19 protein-coding genes are annotated in these 20,183 nt (G+C 44.7%); 8 read left to right on the forward strand and 11 right to left on the reverse strand.

Features of this window, described 5'->3' with window-relative positions; all coding sequences use genetic code 11:
- Positions 1 to 40 precede the first annotated feature (40 nt).
- From rapZ to rnk, 3 genes are all read left to right on the forward strand, one after another.
- Positions 41 to 892: an RNase adapter RapZ gene (gene rapZ / locus EAE93_RS18775; RefSeq protein WP_036809265.1), complete on the forward strand. Its 852-nt coding sequence runs from the start codon at positions 41 to 43 to the stop codon at positions 890 to 892.
- Positions 893 to 895: 3 nt separating this feature from the next.
- Positions 896 to 1,168: a PTS phosphocarrier protein NPr gene (npr, locus tag EAE93_RS18780; protein WP_036809268.1), complete on the forward strand. Its 273-nt coding sequence runs from the start codon at positions 896 to 898 to the stop codon at positions 1,166 to 1,168.
- 188 nt (positions 1,169 to 1,356) lie between these two features.
- The gene (gene rnk, locus EAE93_RS18785; RefSeq protein ID WP_036775993.1) at positions 1,357 to 1,767 is read left to right on the forward strand and encodes a nucleoside diphosphate kinase regulator; all 411 of its coding nucleotides are present in this window, start codon (positions 1,357 to 1,359) and stop codon (positions 1,765 to 1,767) included.
- 53 nt (positions 1,768 to 1,820) lie between these two features.
- Here rnk and pmbA read toward each other — a convergent pair whose 3' ends face one another.
- A complete protein-coding gene (gene pmbA / locus EAE93_RS18790) occupies positions 1,821 to 3,161 on the reverse strand; it encodes a metalloprotease PmbA (RefSeq protein ID WP_214040300.1) in 1,341 nt (446 codons plus the stop codon).
- A 201-nt stretch (positions 3,162 to 3,362) separates the two neighbouring features.
- Between pmbA and yjgA the strand changes: the two genes are divergently transcribed.
- Positions 3,363 to 3,902: a ribosome biogenesis factor YjgA gene (gene yjgA / locus EAE93_RS18795; RefSeq protein WP_036775995.1), complete on the forward strand. Its 540-nt coding sequence runs from the start codon at positions 3,363 to 3,365 to the stop codon at positions 3,900 to 3,902.
- Positions 3,903 to 3,932: 30 nt separating this feature from the next.
- Here yjgA and EAE93_RS18800 read toward each other — a convergent pair whose 3' ends face one another.
- The 10 genes from EAE93_RS18800 to mreB form a co-directional block, all read right to left on the reverse strand.
- The gene (locus EAE93_RS18800) at positions 3,933 to 4,202 is read right to left on the reverse strand and encodes a barstar family protein (RefSeq protein WP_011148185.1); all 270 of its coding nucleotides are present in this window, start codon (positions 4,200 to 4,202) and stop codon (positions 3,933 to 3,935) included.
- Between the two features lie 4 nt (positions 4,203 to 4,206).
- Positions 4,207 to 4,671 carry a ribonuclease domain-containing protein gene (locus tag EAE93_RS18805; RefSeq protein WP_046395101.1) on the reverse strand — a complete coding sequence of 155 codons (465 nt, stop codon included), beginning with the start codon at positions 4,669 to 4,671 and terminating at the stop codon, positions 4,207 to 4,209.
- A 41-nt stretch (positions 4,672 to 4,712) separates the two neighbouring features.
- Positions 4,713 to 6,158: a metalloprotease TldD gene (gene tldD / locus EAE93_RS18810; RefSeq protein WP_214040301.1), complete on the reverse strand. Its 1,446-nt coding sequence runs from the start codon at positions 6,156 to 6,158 to the stop codon at positions 4,713 to 4,715.
- A gap of 5 nt (positions 6,159 to 6,163) precedes the next feature.
- Positions 6,164 to 7,021, reverse strand: coding sequence for a deaminated glutathione amidase (gene nit1 / locus EAE93_RS18815; protein WP_214040302.1), 858 nt, complete (start codon positions 7,019 to 7,021; stop codon positions 6,164 to 6,166).
- Positions 7,018 to 10,815: an AsmA2 domain-containing protein YhdP gene (yhdP, locus tag EAE93_RS18820; RefSeq protein ID WP_214040303.1), complete on the reverse strand. Its 3,798-nt coding sequence runs from the start codon at positions 10,813 to 10,815 to the stop codon at positions 7,018 to 7,020. Before yhdP ends, nit1 begins: the two co-directional genes overlap by 4 nt.
- A gap of 47 nt (positions 10,816 to 10,862) precedes the next feature.
- Positions 10,863 to 12,332 carry a ribonuclease G gene (gene rng / locus EAE93_RS18825; RefSeq protein WP_036809292.1) on the reverse strand — a complete coding sequence of 490 codons (1,470 nt, stop codon included), beginning with the start codon at positions 12,330 to 12,332 and terminating at the stop codon, positions 10,863 to 10,865.
- A complete protein-coding gene (locus EAE93_RS18830) occupies positions 12,329 to 12,916 on the reverse strand; it encodes a Maf family protein (RefSeq protein ID WP_040149302.1) in 588 nt (195 codons plus the stop codon). The genes rng and EAE93_RS18830 overlap by 4 nt, the downstream gene beginning before the upstream one ends.
- Before the next feature lie 165 nt (positions 12,917 to 13,081).
- On the reverse strand, positions 13,082 to 13,570 hold the full coding sequence (mreD, locus tag EAE93_RS18835; protein WP_036809298.1) for a rod shape-determining protein MreD: 489 nt from the start codon (positions 13,568 to 13,570) through the stop codon (positions 13,082 to 13,084).
- Positions 13,570 to 14,604: a rod shape-determining protein MreC gene (gene mreC / locus EAE93_RS18840; protein ID WP_036776005.1), complete on the reverse strand. Its 1,035-nt coding sequence runs from the start codon at positions 14,602 to 14,604 to the stop codon at positions 13,570 to 13,572. Before mreC ends, mreD begins: the two co-directional genes overlap by 1 nt.
- Before the next feature lie 109 nt (positions 14,605 to 14,713).
- Entirely contained in the window at positions 14,714 to 15,757 is a 1,044-nt protein-coding gene (gene mreB / locus EAE93_RS18845; RefSeq protein WP_011148194.1) for a rod shape-determining protein MreB, read from the reverse strand.
- Between the two features lie 659 nt (positions 15,758 to 16,416).
- On the opposite strand from mreB, the gene acuI reads away from it, so the two are divergent.
- The 4 genes from acuI to accC all read left to right on the forward strand — a co-directional run bounded on the left by acuI (position 16,417) and on the right by accC (position 19,917).
- Positions 16,417 to 17,394 carry an acrylyl-CoA reductase (NADPH) gene (gene acuI / locus EAE93_RS18850; protein ID WP_214040304.1) on the forward strand — a complete coding sequence of 326 codons (978 nt, stop codon included), beginning with the start codon at positions 16,417 to 16,419 and terminating at the stop codon, positions 17,392 to 17,394.
- 209 nt (positions 17,395 to 17,603) lie between these two features.
- The gene (gene aroQ, locus EAE93_RS18855; protein ID WP_036809304.1) at positions 17,604 to 18,056 is read left to right on the forward strand and encodes a type II 3-dehydroquinate dehydratase; all 453 of its coding nucleotides are present in this window, start codon (positions 17,604 to 17,606) and stop codon (positions 18,054 to 18,056) included.
- 28 nt (positions 18,057 to 18,084) lie between these two features.
- Positions 18,085 to 18,555, forward strand: a complete 471-nt coding sequence (gene accB, locus EAE93_RS18860) for an acetyl-CoA carboxylase biotin carboxyl carrier protein (protein WP_036809307.1) — start codon at positions 18,085 to 18,087, stop codon at positions 18,553 to 18,555.
- 12 nt (positions 18,556 to 18,567) lie between these two features.
- Complete coding sequence (accC, locus tag EAE93_RS18865; RefSeq protein ID WP_214040305.1) at positions 18,568 to 19,917, forward strand: acetyl-CoA carboxylase biotin carboxylase subunit; 1,350 nt, start codon at positions 18,568 to 18,570, stop codon at positions 19,915 to 19,917.
- The last annotated feature ends 266 nt before the right edge of the window (positions 19,918 to 20,183 follow it).

Here is a 20,183-nt window from a genome sequence, read left to right on the forward strand (position 1 = left end):
GGCTCATAATAACCACTGAGAAATTAAGGGGAGTCGCCTCATGGTGCTGATGATAGTCAGTGGCCGTTCCGGTTCAGGTAAATCCGTTGCCTTGCGCGCACTGGAAGACATGGGTTTTTATTGTGTAGACAACTTGCCGGTAGTATTACTACCGGAATTAGCAAATACGTTGTCTGACCGCGATATTTCCGCCGCGGTGAGTATTGATGTAAGAAACATGCCGGAATCCCCTGAGGTTTTCGAAGAAGCCTTGACTAAACTACCAGAGAGTTTCTCACCGCAATTACTGTTTCTTGACGCTGACCGTAACACATTGATCCGCCGTTATAGCGACACCCGCCGTCTGCATCCGCTATCAAGCAAAAATCTTTCTCTGGAAAGCGCGATTGATCAAGAAAGTGATCTGCTGGAACCCCTTCGTTCAAGAGCAGATCTGATTATCGACACTTCCGAAATGTCAGTTCATGAATTGGCTGAGATGCTAAGAACGCGTCTGCTAGGCAAACGGGAACGTGAGTTGACAATGGTGTTTGAGTCTTTCGGCTTCAAGCATGGCATTCCAATTGATGCCGACTATGTTTTTGACGTACGTTTCTTACCAAACCCACACTGGGACCCTAAATTACGGCCAATGACCGGCCTTGATCGTCCCGTAGCCGCTTTCCTCGACCGTCATACGGAAGTGCATAACTTTATCTATCAAACCCGCAGTTATCTTGAACTCTGGCTACCTATGCTTGAAACCAATAACCGCAGCTATCTGACCGTGGCTATTGGCTGTACCGGCGGTAAACATCGTTCCGTTTACGTGGCAGAACAGTTGGCCGATTATTTTCGCTCCCGAGGCAAAAACGTACAGTCGCGCCACCGTACTCTCGAAAAGCGAAAATAAATAATGACAGTCAAGCAGAGGCTTGAAATCAAAAATCGGCTGGGAATGCACGCCCGGCCAGCAATGAAGCTGTATGATTTAGTACAGCTCTTTGAGTCTCATGTTGTTTTACGCAATGATAGCCATGTTGAAGCCGAAGCTAGCAGTGTAATTGCTATGCTGATGCTGGATTCAGAAAAAGGCAGCTATATTGAAGTTGAAGCCAGCGGCCCAGATGAAGAACAGGCTCTTGCAGCCATTATTAATCTATTTAATTCGGGATTTGACGAAGAATAACGTTGCTCACTCACCTGTGGATTATCATGTCCTTTACTGTTTTCATTAGCAACACAAAACAGTTCGTGATCATGATCTCTTTCTTTTCCAGTAAGAACAGCCTACTATCAGGTTAATCATTTTAAATAACACCCCCCTCCTCATGGTGCGGGGTGTTATTTTGTGTTGGAGTCCATTTGGAGTGTGGTATGACTAAACCAGCAATTATCATCAACGAATTAGACGCAGAACGTTTAGATTCCCTGTTGGAACAGCCAGCGTTTGCAGATACTAGTATCGCTGACGCTTTGAATGAGGAGCTGGATCGTGCAGAGATTGTACCTCCAGCAGAAATTCCATCAGATGTTGTAACAATGAACAGCCGGGTTCGTTTTCTTGACCTGACAAGCAATGAAGAGCGGGTACGTACTTTAGTTTATCCAGCGTCACTGCAAGACAGTTCAGATCAGCTTTCTGTTATGGCTCCTTTAGGGGCTGCATTATTGGGCCTTCGTATCGGCGACGAAATCAGTTGGGCATTGCCAAACGGCGAAGAAACCCGAGTCAAAGTATTAGAATTGCTTTACCAACCAGAAGCTGCCGGTGAGCTCCACCGTTAATTCAGCCAGCCCATTTGTCCGGGCTGACTAAAATAATCGGAAACGAGTATCTCTTATTGACCAGCGATACTCATTTCCGGTAGTAAGATTGAACCGCACTGGATATTACTGCGAGTTTCAATATCATTCCCGATAGTAACCATATTGGCCCACATATCCTTTAGATTGCCCGCAATAGTAATCTCACTGACAGGATACTGAATCTCGCCATTTTCTACCCAAAAACCAGCGGCGCCACGGGAATAGTCGCCGGTTACTGCACTGACTCCCTGCCCCATCAGTTCAGTGACGACTAACCCTGTTCCCATCTGACGCAGCAAACCTGCGAAATCCTGACCTTGCCCTGCAATGCACCAGTTATGAATTCCACCTGCATGGCCGGTACTTGCCATTCCTAGCTTACGGGCAGAATAACTTGTCAGAAGCCAAGTCTGTAATACCCCATCCTTAATGATGTCCCGATTATTGGTGGAAACACCTTCGCTATCAAATGGAGAAGATGCTAAACCTGCCGGTAAATGTGGCCGTTCTTCAATTGTCAGCCATGATGGCAGAATTTGTTTGCCCAGATGATCAAGCAAGAAAGAGGATTTCCGGTAAATACTGCTACCACTGATAGCACCGACCAGATGACCGAAAAGGCCCGTTGCAACCTCCGCGGCAAACAACACCGGCGCTTTCATGGTCGGCAATTTACGTGGCGACAAACGAGATAACGCACGGCGAGCACACTCCTGCCCAACCCATTCTGGCGATTTTAAATCTTCAAAACGACGACTAATGGTATATGCATAGTCCCGTTCCATATCGCCATCAAGTTCAGCAATCACACAACTCGACATAGAATGACGACTGGAGCAATAGCTTTGCAACATACCGTGGCTGTTACCAAACACTCTGATGCCATAATGACTATTAAAACTGCCGCCTTCGGTATTGGTAATACGCTTATCTGCCTGTAATGCAGCTTGTTCTGCACGAGCGGCTAGTTCAATCGCGTTATCAGCATCCAATTCTGTTGGATGGAACAGCTCAAGATCTGGCGCTTCAAACGCCAATAGCGTTTTATCTGCCGGGCCAGCACAGGGGTCCTGAGAGGTATAACGAGCGATATCAATCGCAGCCTGAACAGTACGAGCAATAGCATCCGGGCTTAAATCTGTTGATGATGCGCTACCTTTACGTTGCTGATGGTAGACGGTAATCCCCAATGCGCCATCACTATTGAATTCTACATTTTCTATTTCACCAAAGCGGGTGCTGACACTAATACCCGTTGTTTTATTAACCGCAACCTCCGCAGCATCACAACCCGCTTTTGCCAGCTCTAGTGCCTGTGAAACTGCATTTTCCAGTTGTTTGCGTTGTTCCGCAATTTGATCCGTGATTTTCATTAATTACCCGTAATTTGATGAATAAAGGGAAAATCTGTCGGGAAAACAGGGCCGTTTTATCCACACAGTCAATGCCGAGTGGTAATCAGACGTTTTTCCCAGTTACAATACACAATATTAGGATGTTAACACCCACCGGGCTACAGGTCATGCACCAAAAATCAACCTGCCAGCTCCGGCCTTTTTAAAAGGAAAACCACTATGGCAAAGCAGCCTGAAGATTGGCTCAATGATTATCCTGCTGAAGAGGAAGAAGAAGAGATAATTTGGGTCAGTAAAAGCGAAATTAAACGTGATGCCGAAGCATTGAAAAAGCTGGGTACAGAATTGGTTGAGCTCAGCAAAAGTGCGCTTGAACGCGTTCCGTTAGATGAGGATCTGCTGGCCGCCATTGAACTTGCACAGAAGATAAAAAGAGAGGGGCGCCGCCGCCAATTACAATTTATTGGCAAACTGCTACGTACCCGGGATGTCGAGCCAATTACCACCGCGCTTGATAAACTGAAAAATCGTCATAATCAGCAAATCACTCTGTTCCATAAACTGGAAGAATTACGCGATAAATTGATTGATGGCAATGACGAGGTTATTGATGAAGTGGTGGCGTTATTCCCACAAACCGATCGCCAGCAATTGCGTACTTTGATCCGCAACGCCAAAAAAGAAAAGGCGGCAAATAAGCCACCTAAATCTTATCGTCAGATTTTCCAATATCTTAAAGATATGGCTGAATCCGCTTAACTACTAAAACCCGTAAGGTTCTAATTTCTGTTAGGGGAAAATATTAAAACTCAATTCCCCTTCCAGTTCTTCTTCTGCTTCTTCAAACAAAAGCACTAACGAGGAGAAATCACGTTCTTTCTGCTGCGTAAAATGGATGAAATTGACCTCTACAGGTAACTCAATTCCTCCTGTCACAACATCCCACAAAGCATCCAAATTACTACCAAACTCGTCTCCTAACTCAAATTGTTCAGAAAACTGCTGATAGAACATTTTCAGATCAGGGATACGGTCAAAATCAAACTCCACTTTATGCATAGAATTACTCCATTAAGGTAAAACTTTTGTAATGATCCAACGTCAGATAAATCAGACCATCAGATGAATAAAGCAATCTGTCACTCCCTCTGTGCCCACAACGGTAGTTAACATCTGCTTCAAACCACTGACGTTTCGGTTTCATTGGTAGTCTCTTTTCACGGTTAGTAAATTTGTCGCCACCAATTGCTCTACCCGGCAGAACCTGACATAAATTTCCCTGTTTTGCATTCCAGCCAAGGTCGCGGGCCTGCTTTTTAGTAATGTAAATATCGGGTAATTTATTATTCTGTCGTAAGTAAGCCACTACGTTATTCTGTTCAGTTAGCCCTTCAATCCGTTGTATTGCTGAGGTACCCCCATCTGTTTCTGGAGCCTGCAACAGCGTCTTATCAACACCTTTGGCAAAAGTACCACAAGTCACAACCAAAACAGTCAGTAACACACCTGCTAGCCAAGTCTTCTTCATGACTATCCTTATATGATCTATCTCGGATAAACAGCCAAAAATCAGGCTGTTCCTCCAACGGTCAAGTTGTCCAGTTTCAAAGTAGGCTGACCAACACCAACAGGTACGCTCTGGCCCTCTTTGCCACAAACCCCGACACCTTTATCTAGATCAAGATCGTTTCCTACCATAGAGATCTGCTGCATCGCCTCAATACCGGAACCGATAAGCGTTGCACCTTTCACTGGTTTGGTAATTTTACCGTTCTCAATCAGATAAGCCTCAGATGTCGAGAACACGAATTTACCGGAAGTGATATCCACTTGACCACCACCAAAATTTGGCGCATATAAACCATTTTGCACACTACCGATGATCTCTTCCGGTGTGGAATGACCCGCCAGCAAATAGGTATTAGTCATACGAGGCATTGGTAGATGAGCATAAGATTCACGGCGACCATTGCCAGTCGGCGCGACACCCATCAGACGTGCATTCATTTTGTCCTGCATGTAACCTTTCAGAATGCCATTTTCAATTAATACATTGTATTGTCCAGGAACGCCTTCATCATCAATTGTCAATGACCCACGACGACCTTTTATCGTGCCATCATCAACCACAGTACAAAGTTCTGACGCGACCTTCTCACCAATCTGACCAGAAAACACCGAAGTACCACGACGGTTAAAATCACCTTCCAGCCCATGACCAACCGCTTCATGCAGCAATACTCCCGGCCAACCCGCGCCTAGCACAACCGGCATAGTACCAGCGGGTGCTGCAACAGCGGAAAGGTTCACCAGTGCCATACGAACAGCTTCACGGGCAAATTGTTCCGCGCGGATCTGACCACTAACCACTTCCAGAAAATATTCATAACCGTAACGGCCGCCGCCGCCACTGCTGCCGTGTTCACGTTTACCGTTATCTTCCACCAGCACCGTGACAGATAAGCGAATGAGAGGACGAATATCAGCCGCCAAAGTCCCATCGGTCGCCGCGACCAACACGCGTTCATAGATCCCTGTCAGACTGGCATTGACCTCCTGTACTCTTGGATCTTCCGCTCGAGCCACCTGATCCACACGCTGCAATAATGCAATCTTTTCTTCACGGGAAAAGCTTTGCAGCGGATCAATTGCCGCATAAAGCGGAGAATAGGCCACTTCGCCAAAGGTATGGACTTTACCATTCCCGTTTTCATGGACGATGCTACGGGCAGCCTGTGCACTTTGTTGCAACGCATTCAACGTGATCTGGTCGGCATAAGCAAAACCCGTTTTCTCACCACTGATTGCCCTAACGCCAACCCCCTGATCAATATTATAGGAGCCATCCTTAATAATCCGATCTTCCAACACCCAAGATTCATGGTAACTGGACTGAAAATAGAGATCGGCATAATCCAGCCAACGTTCAGTCATTTGACCGAGTACTGAAAACAGATCTTGATGGCTTAATTTATTTGCAGCCAGTAAGTGTTCACTGACAGTAGTTAAACTCATAATTGCTACTCTTTAATTTGCGGTATTTTTTCAATCAAGGAAGTCAACTGCGGCCGGAAGCGGTTATGTTTCACCACTTTCATTTGCTCACGCATAATCTTCAAGCTATCTGCCCTGACATTCAATTGTAGTGCACTGACTGCATCGGGGTTTTTCTTAATCACTTTCCCCCAACCATCCACGGCCATTGAGTGACCCCACGTCTGACGGGTTCCATGTACACCAACCTGAGCCGGGGCTAACAGAATACACTGGTTTTCAATAGCGCGGGCCCGTAACAGTGGTTCCCAATGCGCTTTTCCTGTTAAACGAGTAAATGCCGCAGGAACAGATATCAACTCAGCGCCTTGCTCGCGTAGCGCCTGAAACAACCCGGGGAAGCGCAGATCATAACATATGGTCATCCCGAGACGGCCAACAGGGGTATCCACAACGGTAATATGTTCCCCCCGTTGGAAAACGGACGATTCGTTATATGATCCGTGTTCATCATTAATATTGACATCAAACATATGGATTTTGTCGTAACGGGCGCAAATCTTACCCTGATCATCAAACAACAGGCTACTACTGGTGAGCCGTTCAGGATTTTCACGACTGATAAGCGGCATAGAACCGATTAATAACCAGACACCATAACGGCGTGCAATCTCACTGACAGCTTGCTGCAAAGGCCCATGCCCCTGTTGTTCCGCATGCTTGCGATAGCTATCAGCATTAGCAAACAACAATGCATTTTCCGGGGTCATGACAAACTTGATAGTATCTGGCAACTGCTTAATTTGTTGTTCAATTTGCGCCAAATTATGTTTGATATTCTCACCGCTACATAACTGCAAGAGTGCAACATTGACGTTTCTCATGTTCCTCTATTCTCCTTAAGCTGACGCAGAACTTCATCAATTTTCGGTTGTTCAAGATTACCAGTAATCCGGTAACGAATAACTGATATCTTATTCCATAACGGCCCCAAGACCTTGGTCGCTGCGAATAATGCAGCGCCAGCCATCGGATTGATGACAAAAGCCGTCGCTACCCCTACAGTAGCAGAAATCTCTGGCGTGACGATGGCCTCGATATTGATCTGTTGGCGAACAAGATCGATCTCACCTTTCGTTATCACATCAGCAATCAACCCATCGACCCGTAAGTTTTCAGCCTTGAGTATCCCATTTTTTACTGAAACATCACCACGAATTGAATCAAATTCAAAATCCTGGCTAAAGGTATCGCTGAAATCGAGCTGTAATTTACGTAACAGAGCATCAAAACTGACTAATTTTAGTAATTGACCAGCACCTCCCCCGCCCAATTTTTCAATAGCGCCTTTGCCTAAGTTGCTTTTAAGATTGCCATTCAACGTTTGGAAATTGGGTTTCCACGGTGTGTCCCACCAATTAAAATCAAAACGGAAGGTAAACGGTGAATTTACAATCGGTACAACTATACCAAGGTAAGATGCCATCTCATCAAACTTTTCACCAGAAAATTGCCCCATAATATGCGTATTATTCCCTACCGCACCTTCTTGCCAACGACCTGCCAAATTTAATTTACTGGCACTGTTTTCTACTATTCCATCTCTTAATACAAGCGAATTACCTTCTGGAATCAGGGAACCAGACACCTTCCCAAGCTTCAATCCCATAATCCAACATTCAGAACAGATGATATCTAATGAAGGCCATTGGTTCAGCGAATAACGCAGAGTTGTACCTGTCTGAGATTGTTTAGGTAAATCGGATTCAGCTTGCTGGGCGCTATATTGCAAAGGATTATAGTAAAGATAGTTCAAATTCATTTGCCAAGGGCCACTCTTACGGATATTAAGTTTACCGTTGATTTCCCGGCTATTAGCAGTGATCTGCGTTCCCCAAAACTGTTTTTCCACATCCAACGATAACTGATTCCAACGTTGCCCCCCCACATCCAGTGATGGAAGTGATATATACAGATGCTGTGGCAACATTGACATACCTGCCAATGAAGAACCTGAGGTCAGAGGCGCAATCAGCCCTAACCACTCTTCACCCTCAATTGCCGGAAGATTCAATTCCAATAGGGATTTTTCAGGTAAATCAGGAATATTGTTACTGTTACTTTGTAAAATTCCTCGTGATAGTTGAGTGTTTTTCCCTGCCAAACGCCATTGAGTATTAAATGCATACTGTTTATCTAAAATGCCTTTTACTCGCAACTGCTCCATATCACCATCAGCCAGAATATGAAGAGCGCGCAGTTCATCCGCTTTCAAGGCAGATAAATAACTATCCACTTGTGATAAGTCAGCGTCGATTTTCACATCATATTGAGGCTTACTCTGAAACGGCAAATTAATACCGATCTTTCCTTCCCAATCAACAGAGCCAGAAAACACTTTAGCAATCGCCGGTAAAAATCCAGATAATTTTGCAATAGCCCAACGCGCATTCAGACCAACATTGACTCGATAGTTTTTGAGTAAATTCTCGGTAGAAAAATCAACTGTAACAGGCTGCCCAAACCATTGGGCCGATAATTTGCCGCTTTGTAAATTACCATTATTAAAGCGAAACCGGCCACTCACATTTTTCATTTCGCTATCTAAGGGTTTAATCAACAAATGATTATTTTTTAAAGTCACCTCACCGCGAGCATCCACATTGCCGCCATTGAGTGGAATATCCAAATGCAAATTACCAGCGATCTGACCACCAACCTGCAATGTCTCCAGCGTTTCACCAACAGAATGTGCTAACGGGCTGCGGGTAAAATATTCATGAATATCTTTGCCATCTCCCAGAATATCCGCGTCGATTAACAATTTCTTGTTACGATAATTAGGAATTACCGCTGACAGATTACTCGCTTTCACTTTACCAAGTGCCGTTTGCGGAGCAAGCATCCATAAGCCGTTATTCTGGAAATTAAGATCAATATTGAGATCCAGCAGTGCCGGCCAGTTTGGTTGGTACTGGAAAGTCGCATGACGCAATGGAGCAAAAACTTGAAACTGCCCATTATTCTTTACAAATGGGAAATCTTTTGGATTGCCTTGAAAAACAAAAGTCGCGTTTTCTATCTGCCCTTTAATAATTGAAGCTGTCAGATAGTCAGTCAAAGGCGTCCCCATCAAAGGTTCTGGAAAATATCGCCAGGCATCACCCGCATCATAAACCCGCACTCCCGCGAGAATACTTAGCGCCGGAGGCTGTTCTTTAGGCTGTTGATAACGAAAATCACCATTGACCCACAATGATTTCCCTTGCAAATCCAACCCTTGACTCCAGAGTTGTAAACCTCGCTCACCTTGCCGCCAGAGTATTTCGCCATGACTTTGGGATATCTCAAACGGCGCCAGAAACATATCTCGGTAATCAACAACACTATCCTTCAACGCAAAACTCAGTCTACCTTGCCGCAAGCTGCCATTGAGAGAACCCGAGAAATTATCGATAGAAGGCAATTTCTGCCAGCGTTGCCAACTAACATTTTGCCATTGCACACTGATTCGGGAATCATCTGCCATTTTGGGTGTAATATCGAGGGCAAGATACTTTACCAATCCTTGTGGCTGACGACGCTGCCAATCCTTCACAAGATCAGAAGTCAAAAAAGAAAAAGTCGGTAAAATGCTACTTAGCCGTTCAAGTTGAATATTTTTCGCCCGAACACGCCAATGATCATGACCGTCAACTCTCTTGGCTTCCGGCAGATAGAGCACTGATACTTTTCCTGACGGCCATTGCTGCCCATCAGTGATCAAATTTGCCAGCTCGGGTGCATCAAACAACCAACCACCATCTTGGCGACGCATCCGAAATACCAGATCACTGACAGAAAGGTTGTGAGGTTTGTTAGCAACTTTCCAATTAGCTTCTCCCTGACGGAGTTGTAGTTGGCCGCCATCAATTCGACCTTCTTTAAGCATAATCCAGCTAGACAAACTAAACTCAGCATCCTTCAACCCAGTATTATCCTGCAACCAATGACTTAACCACGGATGAATATCAACATTATCTGCCTGTAAATAAATGGTCCCGTTATCCAACACGCCATTAGTGTCATGCAAATCAAATTTAACTTGTATATCCCCATGCTGATTATTGATAGAAGAGAGACTAATTTTCCCTTGAGCACGGTGACGATTATCTTTATTCAGCCAGGTTAATTGTGGTAACAACAGATCAGCACGTTCACCAGAGGGAGTAAGGAAAGTAAACCGACTATCTTGCAGATTAAAATGATCAAACTGCTCCAGAAACAGCTCAGAAAATAGATCCGATTGGGAAAACATATTACCGCTTTGATCATTAAATAGCGGTTGATGGTAATCTACTTGTAACTGATAAAAAGTAAGATCGCGAAAATTCCAACGCATTCTTAACAAAGATAACCAGATATCCAATGCAACCGTGATCTTTTTGGCTTTCACATCTGCATTTGCCGTTTTTACACCGATATCACGTAATTCAAAAACAGGCCCGAAAGACTCCCATTCTCCCGCAATATATCCAGCATCAATAGGTACACCAATAATTGACTCAATTTTAGCGAATAATTGTGGACGGTAATCATTAATATGTGGCAGTAGAAAACGTAATCCACTGACAAGCAAAGCCACAATAATAATGACTATTGCGGCTGTCGCTAATAATACTCCCGGCAGTCGCCTCACACGCATCTCCTTGATTACCAATGCTGTTATGTCAGCAAATTGGATGGTTACATCATAACTACGTCAAACTGTTCCTGACTGTAGAGCTGTTCTGTCTGAACTTTTACCTGCTTGCCGACAAAAATCTCCACTTCCGCCAGTGCATGAGATTCCTCTCCTTTCAGCGCTTCGGCCACTGCTGGCGAAGCATAAATAAGGAAACGATCTGCGTCGACTGCCCGGTGCACACGCACAATTTCACGCATAATCTCATAACAGACAGTTTCAACCGATTTTACGGTTCCCCTTCCTTTACAAGTAGGACAATCGCTACAAAGTATATGCTCGATACTTTCACGAGTCCGCTTACGGGTCATTTCCACCAATCCGAGTTGGGAAAAACCATTAATCGTCGTCTTAACACGATCTTTACTCAGCGCCTGCTCAAGAGAAGCCAATACCCGTCGACGATGTTCTTCGCTATTCATATCGATAAAATCGATAATAATAATACCACCCAGATTACGCAGCCTTAATTGCCTGGCAATAGCTTGCGTCGCCTCAATATTGGTATTGAAAATAGTTTCTTCCAAATTGCGATGCCCAACAAATGCGCCGGTATTAATATCAATTGTGGTCATCGCTTCAGTTTGGTCAATAATTAAATAACCACCTGATTTTAATTCAACTTTTCGATCAAGTGCTCGCTGAACTTCATTTTCTACATCAAACAGATCGAATATAGGCTGATTACCGTTATAAAGTTCCAATCTGGCTGTCATTTTAGGAATATATTCGCGAATAAATTCCTGTAACTGAGTAAACGTCAAACGAGAATCCACACGAATACGATCAAGGGCTGCTCCGGCAAAATCACGCAAAATACGATGGGCCAGAGCCAATTCGCCATAAAGTTTATTTTTAGTGATATTGCGCTTTTTACGCTCCATCACCTTACTCCATAGACGTTTCAAGAAAGCCGCATCCTGAGCTAATTCTTCGTCCCCAACGCCTTCGGCAGCCGTCCTAATAATGAAACCACCATGTTCATCACAATAGTCAGCGACAATATTTTTCAGCCGATTACGCTCGCCTTCACTTTCAATACGTTGTGAAACCCCGACATGAGATGCGCCGGGCATAAAGACAAGATAGCGGGAAGGTAAAGTAATATCGGTAGTTAGTCGAGCGCCTTTAGTACCAAGGGGATCTTTCACCACTTGAACCATTAAATCTTGTCCCTGACGAACCAACTCAGCAATATCTTTGACATGAAAGTTCTTTTGCTCCTCACCGGCAATACATTCCGTGTGAGGCACAATATCTGAGGCATGAAGAAAGGCGGCTTTTTCCAGACCAATATCAACAAAAGCAGCCTGCATCCCTGGCAATACCCGGCTTACACGACCTTTATAAATATTGCCGACAATGCCCCTTTTAGCTTCCCTTTCAATATGGATTTCTTGCAAAATCCCACCATCAATGTAAGCGACACGCGTTTCGGACGGTGTGATGTTGACTAATAACTCTGCTGTCATGTGTTCCCCTTCCCATCAACTAACGCAAAAAACTCTGTGATTAATTCGTGCGTTTCCACCAATGGCAGACCAACAACTGAGTGATAACTCCCATTCAGCGTTTTAACAAAGCAACCCGCTTTTCCCTGAATACCATAAGCACCCGCTTTGTCCATCGGCTCACCGGTTGCTACATAATCCAAAATTTCCTGCGTGGATAATTGGCGAAAGGTTACATCTGTAACGACTATATCACTTAAGGTACGCTGACTATCTGATAAAGCAATAGCGGTAATCACCTGATGACACTGACCGGAAAGTGCACTGAGCATTTCAACAGCATGTTGTTCACTGCGCGGTTTTTCGAGAATCTTACCATTCAAGACAACAACAGTATCCGCTCCCAACACCAGAAAATCCTCTGGTGCAATAGCAACTCCCGCTAGAGATTTATCTTTTGCTAATCGGCTAACATACTGACGCGGAGTTTCACCCTCTTGCCATTGCTCCTTTACCTGAGGAGAAAGAATTTCAAATTTAAAGTCCAATAATTCAACCAGCTCACGCCGCCTTGGTGAGCCGGAAGCCAGATAAAGGGTTTTCATGATGATATTGTCCTTACTACTACCTATCTCATTAGGCTATTTCATTTACCATTTTGAGGTTATACACACTACTCATATCCTCAAGTTATTTGGAAAGAATGGCCTGCATCAGTAACGCCTGCTGGAATAAGCTCTGTCAGGACATTAAAAACGGCGATCCGACCACTAATGTACATTAAACTGACGACGGATTTTTCGCATTAACAGGAACAACCACGGCCAAAGAATACCATTGACCAAACTGTTCCAGAATACTTCTGGATGAAAAGCAACATTTGATAACAAAAATTCCGCCCAAAAAACACTGAAATCCATCAGTATCGATAAAGCAATGACGACCAAAGCCTGCTGCCAAAGCGCCATATTGCGGAATAATTGAAACTTAAATGACACCAAATAACTCACAAGACTGTAAGACAAAGCGTTAACACCCAGTGTCGCCCCCTGAATCAAATCTACGATGATCCCCAATACAAAACCAGTACCAACGCTGACTCTATGAGGTAACGCCATCACCCAATAAATCAACAATAGTGCCGACCAGGTTGGCCGATACATATAAATTTGCTCCGGCCACGGCATAATTTGCAGCACCATTGCAATCAAGAAAGATAACCAAATGACCCAACGCCCATGACTCCGGTATTGATTCATTAACGATTTCCCGAATTTATAAATTTAGCAGACGTTATTGTCGATTCAGCATTTTTCACTCTTTCTGTTGTCTTGGTTGTTTCATCAGAAACAGACGATGGCGCTGGTGGTCCCATTTCATTTGCATGCGGCAATACCTGAGGCATCATTTGCATTAAACGTTCATTAGCTACACGATAAACCTCTGAGGGAGGCAGTGGTTCGGATGGATTATTATCCGCTCCCCACAATAACAGCAAATAACGCAAACGCTGTAATTCTGCCGTTGGCCGGGCATGAATCACCGTATAAGCCCGTTGATTATCGACTTTAACTGACGAAACCACCGCCACCGGATAACCTTCCGGGAAACGGCCGCCTAACCCAGAAGTCACCAGCACATCCCCAACCCGAATATCTGTGTTGCTTGGTAATGACTCAAACTGCAAATCATCAGCACAACCCGTACCGGCAATAATCGCCCTGATATCATTACGTAAGACCTGGATTGGCAAAGCATGGGTCGTATCACAAATCAGTAATACCCGGCTAGTAAACTGACTGACAGCAACCACCTGACCCACAATGCCTTTATCACTGATAACAGGTTGCCCTTCATAAACGCCTTCCCTTGATCCCTTATCGATGACGACCTGATCACTATAAGGATTAGCCCTACCGGAGATCACCTGCGTCACCATCATGTGTTCATCCTGACGTAAAGGCGACCCCAATAGCTCACGCAAGCGGGAATTTTCCTGTTTAAGCTGCCCTAATAACAGCATATCACTGTTTTTCATCAATAATTCTTGGCGTAAAGCACGATTTTCCAATCGGAGTTGTTCACGGGAGGCAAGGGTTTCTGACACACCATCAAGCACTTGACGCGGGCCATTGGCGAGAAAATAAAATGGACTGACTACCGTATCCATATAATTACGGACTTTACTGAGAGCATCAAGACGGCTGTCTGCCACAACCAAAGCAATGGCAACAATAACAGCAAAGAAAAGTCGTAATTGCAGGGAAGGCCCCCTGCTAAAAATTGGCTTCATAAGCTGCGCTATTCCAAACTGTATGTTTCATAAACAATGGAATTCCCAGACAGCAATAGCAAGGAGGTCTGAGCTACCCGTCATTCCTCCCTCACTTGCAAGTTAATACTCACTCCTCGCTGAAGAGCTCACCGCCATGCATGTCGATCATTTCAAGTGCTTTTCCACCACCACGGGCAACACACGTCAACGGATCTTCCGCAACAATGACAGGAATACCCGTTTCCTCTATCAGTAAACGGTCAAGATTGCGCAATAATGCACCACCACCAGTCAAGATCATGCCTCGTTCTGAAATATCGGAAGCCAATTCTGGCGGACATTGTTCAAGGGCGACCATGACAGCACTGACAATACCCGTTAAAGGCTCTTGCAGAGCTTCAAGAATTTCGTTGGAATTAAGCGTAAAGCCGCGTGGTACACCTTCTGCCAGGTTACGACCACGAACTTCAATCTCCAACATCTCATCGCCAGGATAAGCAGAACCGATCGTGTGCTTAATACGCTCAGCCGTTGCTTCACCAATCAGTGAACCATAATTACGGCGAACGTAATTGATAATCGCCTCATCAAAGCGATCTCCACCGATACGTACAGAAGATGAATAAACAACCCCATTCAAAGAGATAACCGCCACTTCCGTAGTACCGCCGCCAATATCCACAACCATTGAGCCCGTGGCTTCAGAAACAGGTAAACCAGCGCCAATCGCCGCAGCCATAGGCTCTTCAATCAAAAATACTTCACGAGCGCCGGCACTGAGCGCCGATTCACGGATTGCCCGACGCTCAACCTGAGTTGCGCCAACAGGTACACAAACCAAAACTCGCGGGCTTGGACGCATGAAACTGTTGCTATGAACTTGCTTAATAAAGTGTTGCAGCATCTTCTCGGTAACATAAAAATCGGCAATCACGCCATCTTTCATCGGACGAATTGCCGCAATATTACCCGGTGTTCGACCCAGCATTTGCTTTGCTTCCTGCCCAACGGCAGCAACACTTTTCGATGAACCCGCACGATCCTGACGGATTGCGACAACAGAAGGTTCATTCAATACAATACCCTGACCTTTGACGTAAATAAGGGTATTGGCGGTACCCAAGTCAATAGACAAGTCGTTGGAAAACATGCCACGAAATTTTTTAAACATAGCGAAAGGATAATCCTGCAAGCTGGGGACGGAACGAAACCCGTCTACTCTACCAACCACATGAAGCAGCGACAAGGCGCACAAGCACCTGCTTCAATAAAAAAGTGGCTACGTTATTCATATCAACAACGCGATATTCTACGTTACTTCTCCCAAACGGAGCAGAAAAAAACTGCATAAAAATGGGTTAATTTTACCAATTGTTCCATAACGAAATGCAAGAACCACCTGATTTTGCATAATTCCGCATTATGGCGCCACTGGTACTGTACCGGATAAATCCGCTGCTGCTTTTTGACCAGTAGCTATTCCGGTAAGTTCACATCAAGCGCATACCTATAAATTCATACTTCGGCTCACCATTACCTATACTTAACTGCAAGTACATAGTCTGTGTAGTGAACAAATTAATGATGTAATAAACTGTGACTAAAATACAACACTTTCTGCTAAAAAATAATAAAAAACAGAATTTTCTGAAATAGAACGCCATATGCAACAAAGCTGGAATATGACAATGGGATTACAGATAAAAATGCAAATAAATTCTGTTTTATAATCCATCAACACTTTATTTTTTCTTATATACCTTATGTAAATCACCCATTTTTATCTATCCTTAATTGAATGACAAATCAATTACAGAGAACAGAACGATAATGAAAGCCCTGCTACTCAAACAACAACAGAACCAATTATCAGCATCCATTGAAGAAATTGACACAGCTCATCTTCCCGAAGGAGACGTTACCGTCGATATTCACTGGTCAACGCTGAACTATAAAGATGCATTAGCCATTACAGGTAAAGGAAAAATTATCCGCCAATTCCCAATGATACCGGGTATTGATTTCTCTGGCATTGTACACAGTACCGAAGATCCCCGTTTTCATATCGGTCAGCACGTATTATTAACCGGCTGGGGTGTAGGAGAAAATCATTGGGGTGGACTGGCAGAACAAGCCAGAGTTTCAGGGGAATGGTTGACACCTTTACCTGACGATTTGGATAGCAGACAAGCAATGATCATTGGTACTGCTGGCTTTACCGCCATGCTGTGCGTTATCGCCCTGGAACAAGGCGGCGTTAAACCAGAAAGTGGTGATGTCATTGTGACAGGCGCCAGTGGTGGTGTAGGAAGTACGGCGATAGCGCTACTCTCACAACTTGACTATTCCGTTGTTGCTGTTAGCGGCAGACCAGAAAATCATGAATATTTGCTATCTCTAGGGGCAAAAAAGGTTTTGCCGCGCCATGAATTTAGCCAACTTCCTCGCCCACTGGAAAAACAACTTTGGGCCGGAGCTATCGACACGGTAGGCGATAATGTACTGGCGACAATACTGGCTCAAACTCACTATAACGGTACCGTTGCCGCCTGTGGCCTCGCCGGTAATGCAAATCTGCCAACAACAGTGATGCCATTTATTTTACGTAACGTACGTCTGCAAGGCGTAGAGTCCGTCACTGTTCCATCAGCCAAGCGACCTGCCGTGTGGCAACGCCTGCAAAAGCTATTACCTGCTTCTTTTTATCAGCGGGCAACGACGGAGATAACACTGGACCAAACCGTGGAATACGCCAATAAATTGATAGCTAACCAAGTTACAGGACGTACATTGGTAAGAGTTCGTTAAGAATTGTGATTAGCCTCTAAAGTACAGTGGTTTTATTCTTGACATTTTTTCTGATAAGACCAGTATTTAGCTGCCAAATGCTACGATATCATTATAATGTCGCGCTTTATCGCCGAAATGAACTAAGTGGCTGTTACAAAAAGATGACAAATCGCTAATATCGGATTATGTTGGCACATTGTTGACAAATTGCCGGAGATACCAGCACAATGGCAGACAAGTTTCACATTTTACTCCTTAACGGCCCTAACCTAAATATGTTAGGAACCCGGGAGCCTGATATTTATGGCAACTTAACACTTGGTGATATCGTCAGCAAATTGTCTGAAGAGGCCCATCAATTAGGGGGCAAACTCAGTCACCTGCAATCCAATGCGGAATTTGAGCTGATAAATAGAATTCATTCTGCACAGGGTAATACTGATTTTATCTTGATTAACCCTGCTGCATTCACGCATACCAGCGTGGCACTGCGTGATGCATTGCTGACAGTGAAGATCCCATTTATTGAGATCCACCTCTCCAATGTTCACGCGCGCGAGCCATTTCGTCATCACTCATATCTTTCAGATCTTGCTGTTGGTGTAATCTGCGGTTTAGGGGTAGATGGCTATAGCTTTGCATTACAGGCAGCGGTAAACCGCTTGTCAAAACTCAACTAATTAAACAGAAGAGTACGGAATCACACTCATGGATATTCGTAAGATAAAAAAACTGATCGAGCTGGTTGAAGAATCTGGCATCTCTGAACTGGAAATTTCTGAAGGGGAAGAGTCAGTGCGCATCAGCCGCGCATTAGCCCCCCAGAGTTTTCCGGCAGCTCAACAATATATTCCCGTTCAAGCGCAACAACCTGCGCTGGCTAGTGCTGTTGCGCCTTCTCAGGCTCTACCAGAAACAATCAGCGACAGATCGGCTGCAATCGACGGTCACGTTGTTCGTTCCCCAATGGTAGGTACCTTCTATCGTACGCCTAGCCCGGATGCGAAACCATTTATCAACATCGGCGACCGTGTCAATGTGGGTGATACCCTCTGCATCGTTGAAGCAATGAAAATGATGAACCAGATCGAAGCCGACAAAGCAGGTGTGGTTAAAGCGATTCTTGTGGAAAGCGGTCAACCCGTTGAATTTGACGAGCCATTGGTCGTCATCGAATAACGAGGCGTTCCCATGCTTGATAAAATTGTAATTGCTAACCGTGGTGAAATTGCCCTGCGTATCCTGCGAGCTTGTAAAGAGTTAGGGATCAAAACCGTTGCGGTACATTCAGCTGCGGATCGTGACTTAAAACACGTACTGCTGGCAGACGAAACTATCTGTATTGGCCCGGCAGCTTCTGCAAAAAGCTACCTGAATATCCCGGCGATTATTTCCGCGGCAGAAATCACTGGTGCTGTGGCTATTCACCCTGGCTACGGTTTTCTGTCTGAAAACGCAGATTTCGCTGAACAGGTTGAGCGTTCCGGCTTTATTTTTATCGGTCCAAAAGCAGAAACGATCCGCCTGATGGGTGATAAGGTTTCTGCTATCAATGCGATGAAAAAAGCGGGCGTTCCTTGTGTACCTGGCTCTGATGGCCCATTGTCTGATGACACAGAAAAAAACAAAGCCTTCGCTAAACGCATCGGCTATCCTGTCATCATCAAAGCGTCTGGCGGCGGCGGCGGTCGCGGTATGCGCGTCGTCCGCAGCGATAAAGATCTGGAACAATCAATCAATATGACCCGTGCGGAAGCAAAAGCTGCTTTCAATAACGATATGGTTTACATGGAAAAATTCCTTGAAAATCCACGTCATATTGAGATCCAGGTATTGGCCGACGGTCAAGGTCAAGCCATTTATCTGGCTGAACGTGATTGTTCTATGCAACGCCGTCACCAGAAAGTTGTCGAAGAAGCCCCGGCACCAGGCATCACGCCAGAAATGCGTCGCAGCATTGGTGAACGCTGTGCTAACGCATGTATCGAAATTGGCTATCGTGGCGCCGGTACTTTCGAATTCCTGTATGAAAATGGCGAATTCTATTTCATTGAGATGAACACCCGTATTCAGGTCGAGCATCCCGTTACAGAAATGATTACCGGTGTTGACCTGATTAAAGAGCAGTTGCGGATTGCCGCAGGTATGCCACTTTCAATTAAACAGAAAGATGTTGTTGTTCGTGGTCACGCTATTGAGTGTCGTATCAACGCCGAAGATCCGAACACGTTCCTGCCAAGCCCAGGTAAAATTACCCGTTTCCACTCACCGGGTGGATTTGGTGTACGTTGGGAATCGCATATTTATGCTGGCTACACCGTCCCCCCTTACTATGATTCAATGATTGGTAAGCTGATTACTTACGGTGAAAATCGTGACAATGCCATTGCTCGTATGAAAAACGCATTGGCAGAATTGATCATTGATGGCATCAAGACAAATATCGAGCTTCAACAGACGATTATGAATGATGAAAACTTTCAGAATGGTGGCACTAATATCCACTATCTGGAGAAAAAACTGGGATTACAGGAAACTTAAAACCGGTTTAATGACATTAATATCTTTGAAGGAGCGTTTAAACGCTCCTTCAACTTACTGAAAAAGTGCTGCTTTTTAGCCGACACTTTGTTTTAATTGAGTTCTGTTCGCCAAACGGCGTTTACCACCACTTTAAAAACCCACCTTGAGGTAAAATCAGTGTGATTTTAGAATCTGTAAAAAGGGCAAACGCATCACGAAAGAACCGGTAAAAACGTTAGTCATTAAAGGTAAAACCGAAAGTTATTAAAGATTTTTTAAAGCAG

This window comes from Photorhabdus akhurstii (assembly GCF_018448925.1).
GTDB classification, from domain to species: domain Bacteria; phylum Pseudomonadota; class Gammaproteobacteria; order Enterobacterales; family Enterobacteriaceae; genus Photorhabdus; species Photorhabdus akhurstii.

What these genes read in the sequence shown, in the direction of transcription:
- mreC (WP_036776005.1), bottom strand. Translation starts at nt 14,604, where the DNA reads ATGAAGCCAATTTTTAGCAGGGGGCCTTCCCTGCAATTACGACTTTTC.
- nit1 (WP_214040302.1), bottom strand. Translation starts at nt 7,021, where the DNA reads ATGAGAAACGTCAATGTTGCACTCTTGCAGTTATGTAGCGGTGAGAAT.
- aroQ (WP_036809304.1), top strand. Translation starts at nt 17,604, where the DNA reads ATGGCAGACAAGTTTCACATTTTACTCCTTAACGGCCCTAACCTAAAT.
- EAE93_RS18805 (WP_046395101.1), bottom strand. Translation starts at nt 4,671, where the DNA reads ATGAAGAAGACTTGGCTAGCAGGTGTGTTACTGACTGTTTTGGTTGTG.
- npr (WP_036809268.1), top strand. Translation starts at nt 896, where the DNA reads ATGACAGTCAAGCAGAGGCTTGAAATCAAAAATCGGCTGGGAATGCAC.
- yjgA (WP_036775995.1), top strand. Translation starts at nt 3,363, where the DNA reads ATGGCAAAGCAGCCTGAAGATTGGCTCAATGATTATCCTGCTGAAGAG.
- rng (WP_036809292.1), bottom strand. Translation starts at nt 12,332, where the DNA reads ATGACAGCAGAGTTATTAGTCAACATCACACCGTCCGAAACGCGTGTC.
- accC (WP_214040305.1), top strand. Translation starts at nt 18,568, where the DNA reads ATGCTTGATAAAATTGTAATTGCTAACCGTGGTGAAATTGCCCTGCGT.
- EAE93_RS18830 (WP_040149302.1), bottom strand. Translation starts at nt 12,916, where the DNA reads ATGAAAACCCTTTATCTGGCTTCCGGCTCACCAAGGCGGCGTGAGCTG.
- mreB (WP_011148194.1), bottom strand. Translation starts at nt 15,757, where the DNA reads ATGTTTAAAAAATTTCGTGGCATGTTTTCCAACGACTTGTCTATTGAC.
- accB (WP_036809307.1), top strand. Translation starts at nt 18,085, where the DNA reads ATGGATATTCGTAAGATAAAAAAACTGATCGAGCTGGTTGAAGAATCT.
- mreD (WP_036809298.1), bottom strand. Translation starts at nt 13,570, where the DNA reads ATGAATCAATACCGGAGTCATGGGCGTTGGGTCATTTGGTTATCTTTC.
- rapZ (WP_036809265.1), top strand. Translation starts at nt 41, where the DNA reads ATGGTGCTGATGATAGTCAGTGGCCGTTCCGGTTCAGGTAAATCCGTT.
- pmbA (WP_214040300.1), bottom strand. Translation starts at nt 3,161, where the DNA reads ATGAAAATCACGGATCAAATTGCGGAACAACGCAAACAACTGGAAAAT.
- rnk (WP_036775993.1), top strand. Translation starts at nt 1,357, where the DNA reads ATGACTAAACCAGCAATTATCATCAACGAATTAGACGCAGAACGTTTA.
- tldD (WP_214040301.1), bottom strand. Translation starts at nt 6,158, where the DNA reads ATGAGTTTAACTACTGTCAGTGAACACTTACTGGCTGCAAATAAATTA.
- acuI (WP_214040304.1), top strand. Translation starts at nt 16,417, where the DNA reads ATGAAAGCCCTGCTACTCAAACAACAACAGAACCAATTATCAGCATCC.
- EAE93_RS18800 (WP_011148185.1), bottom strand. Translation starts at nt 4,202, where the DNA reads ATGCATAAAGTGGAGTTTGATTTTGACCGTATCCCTGATCTGAAAATG.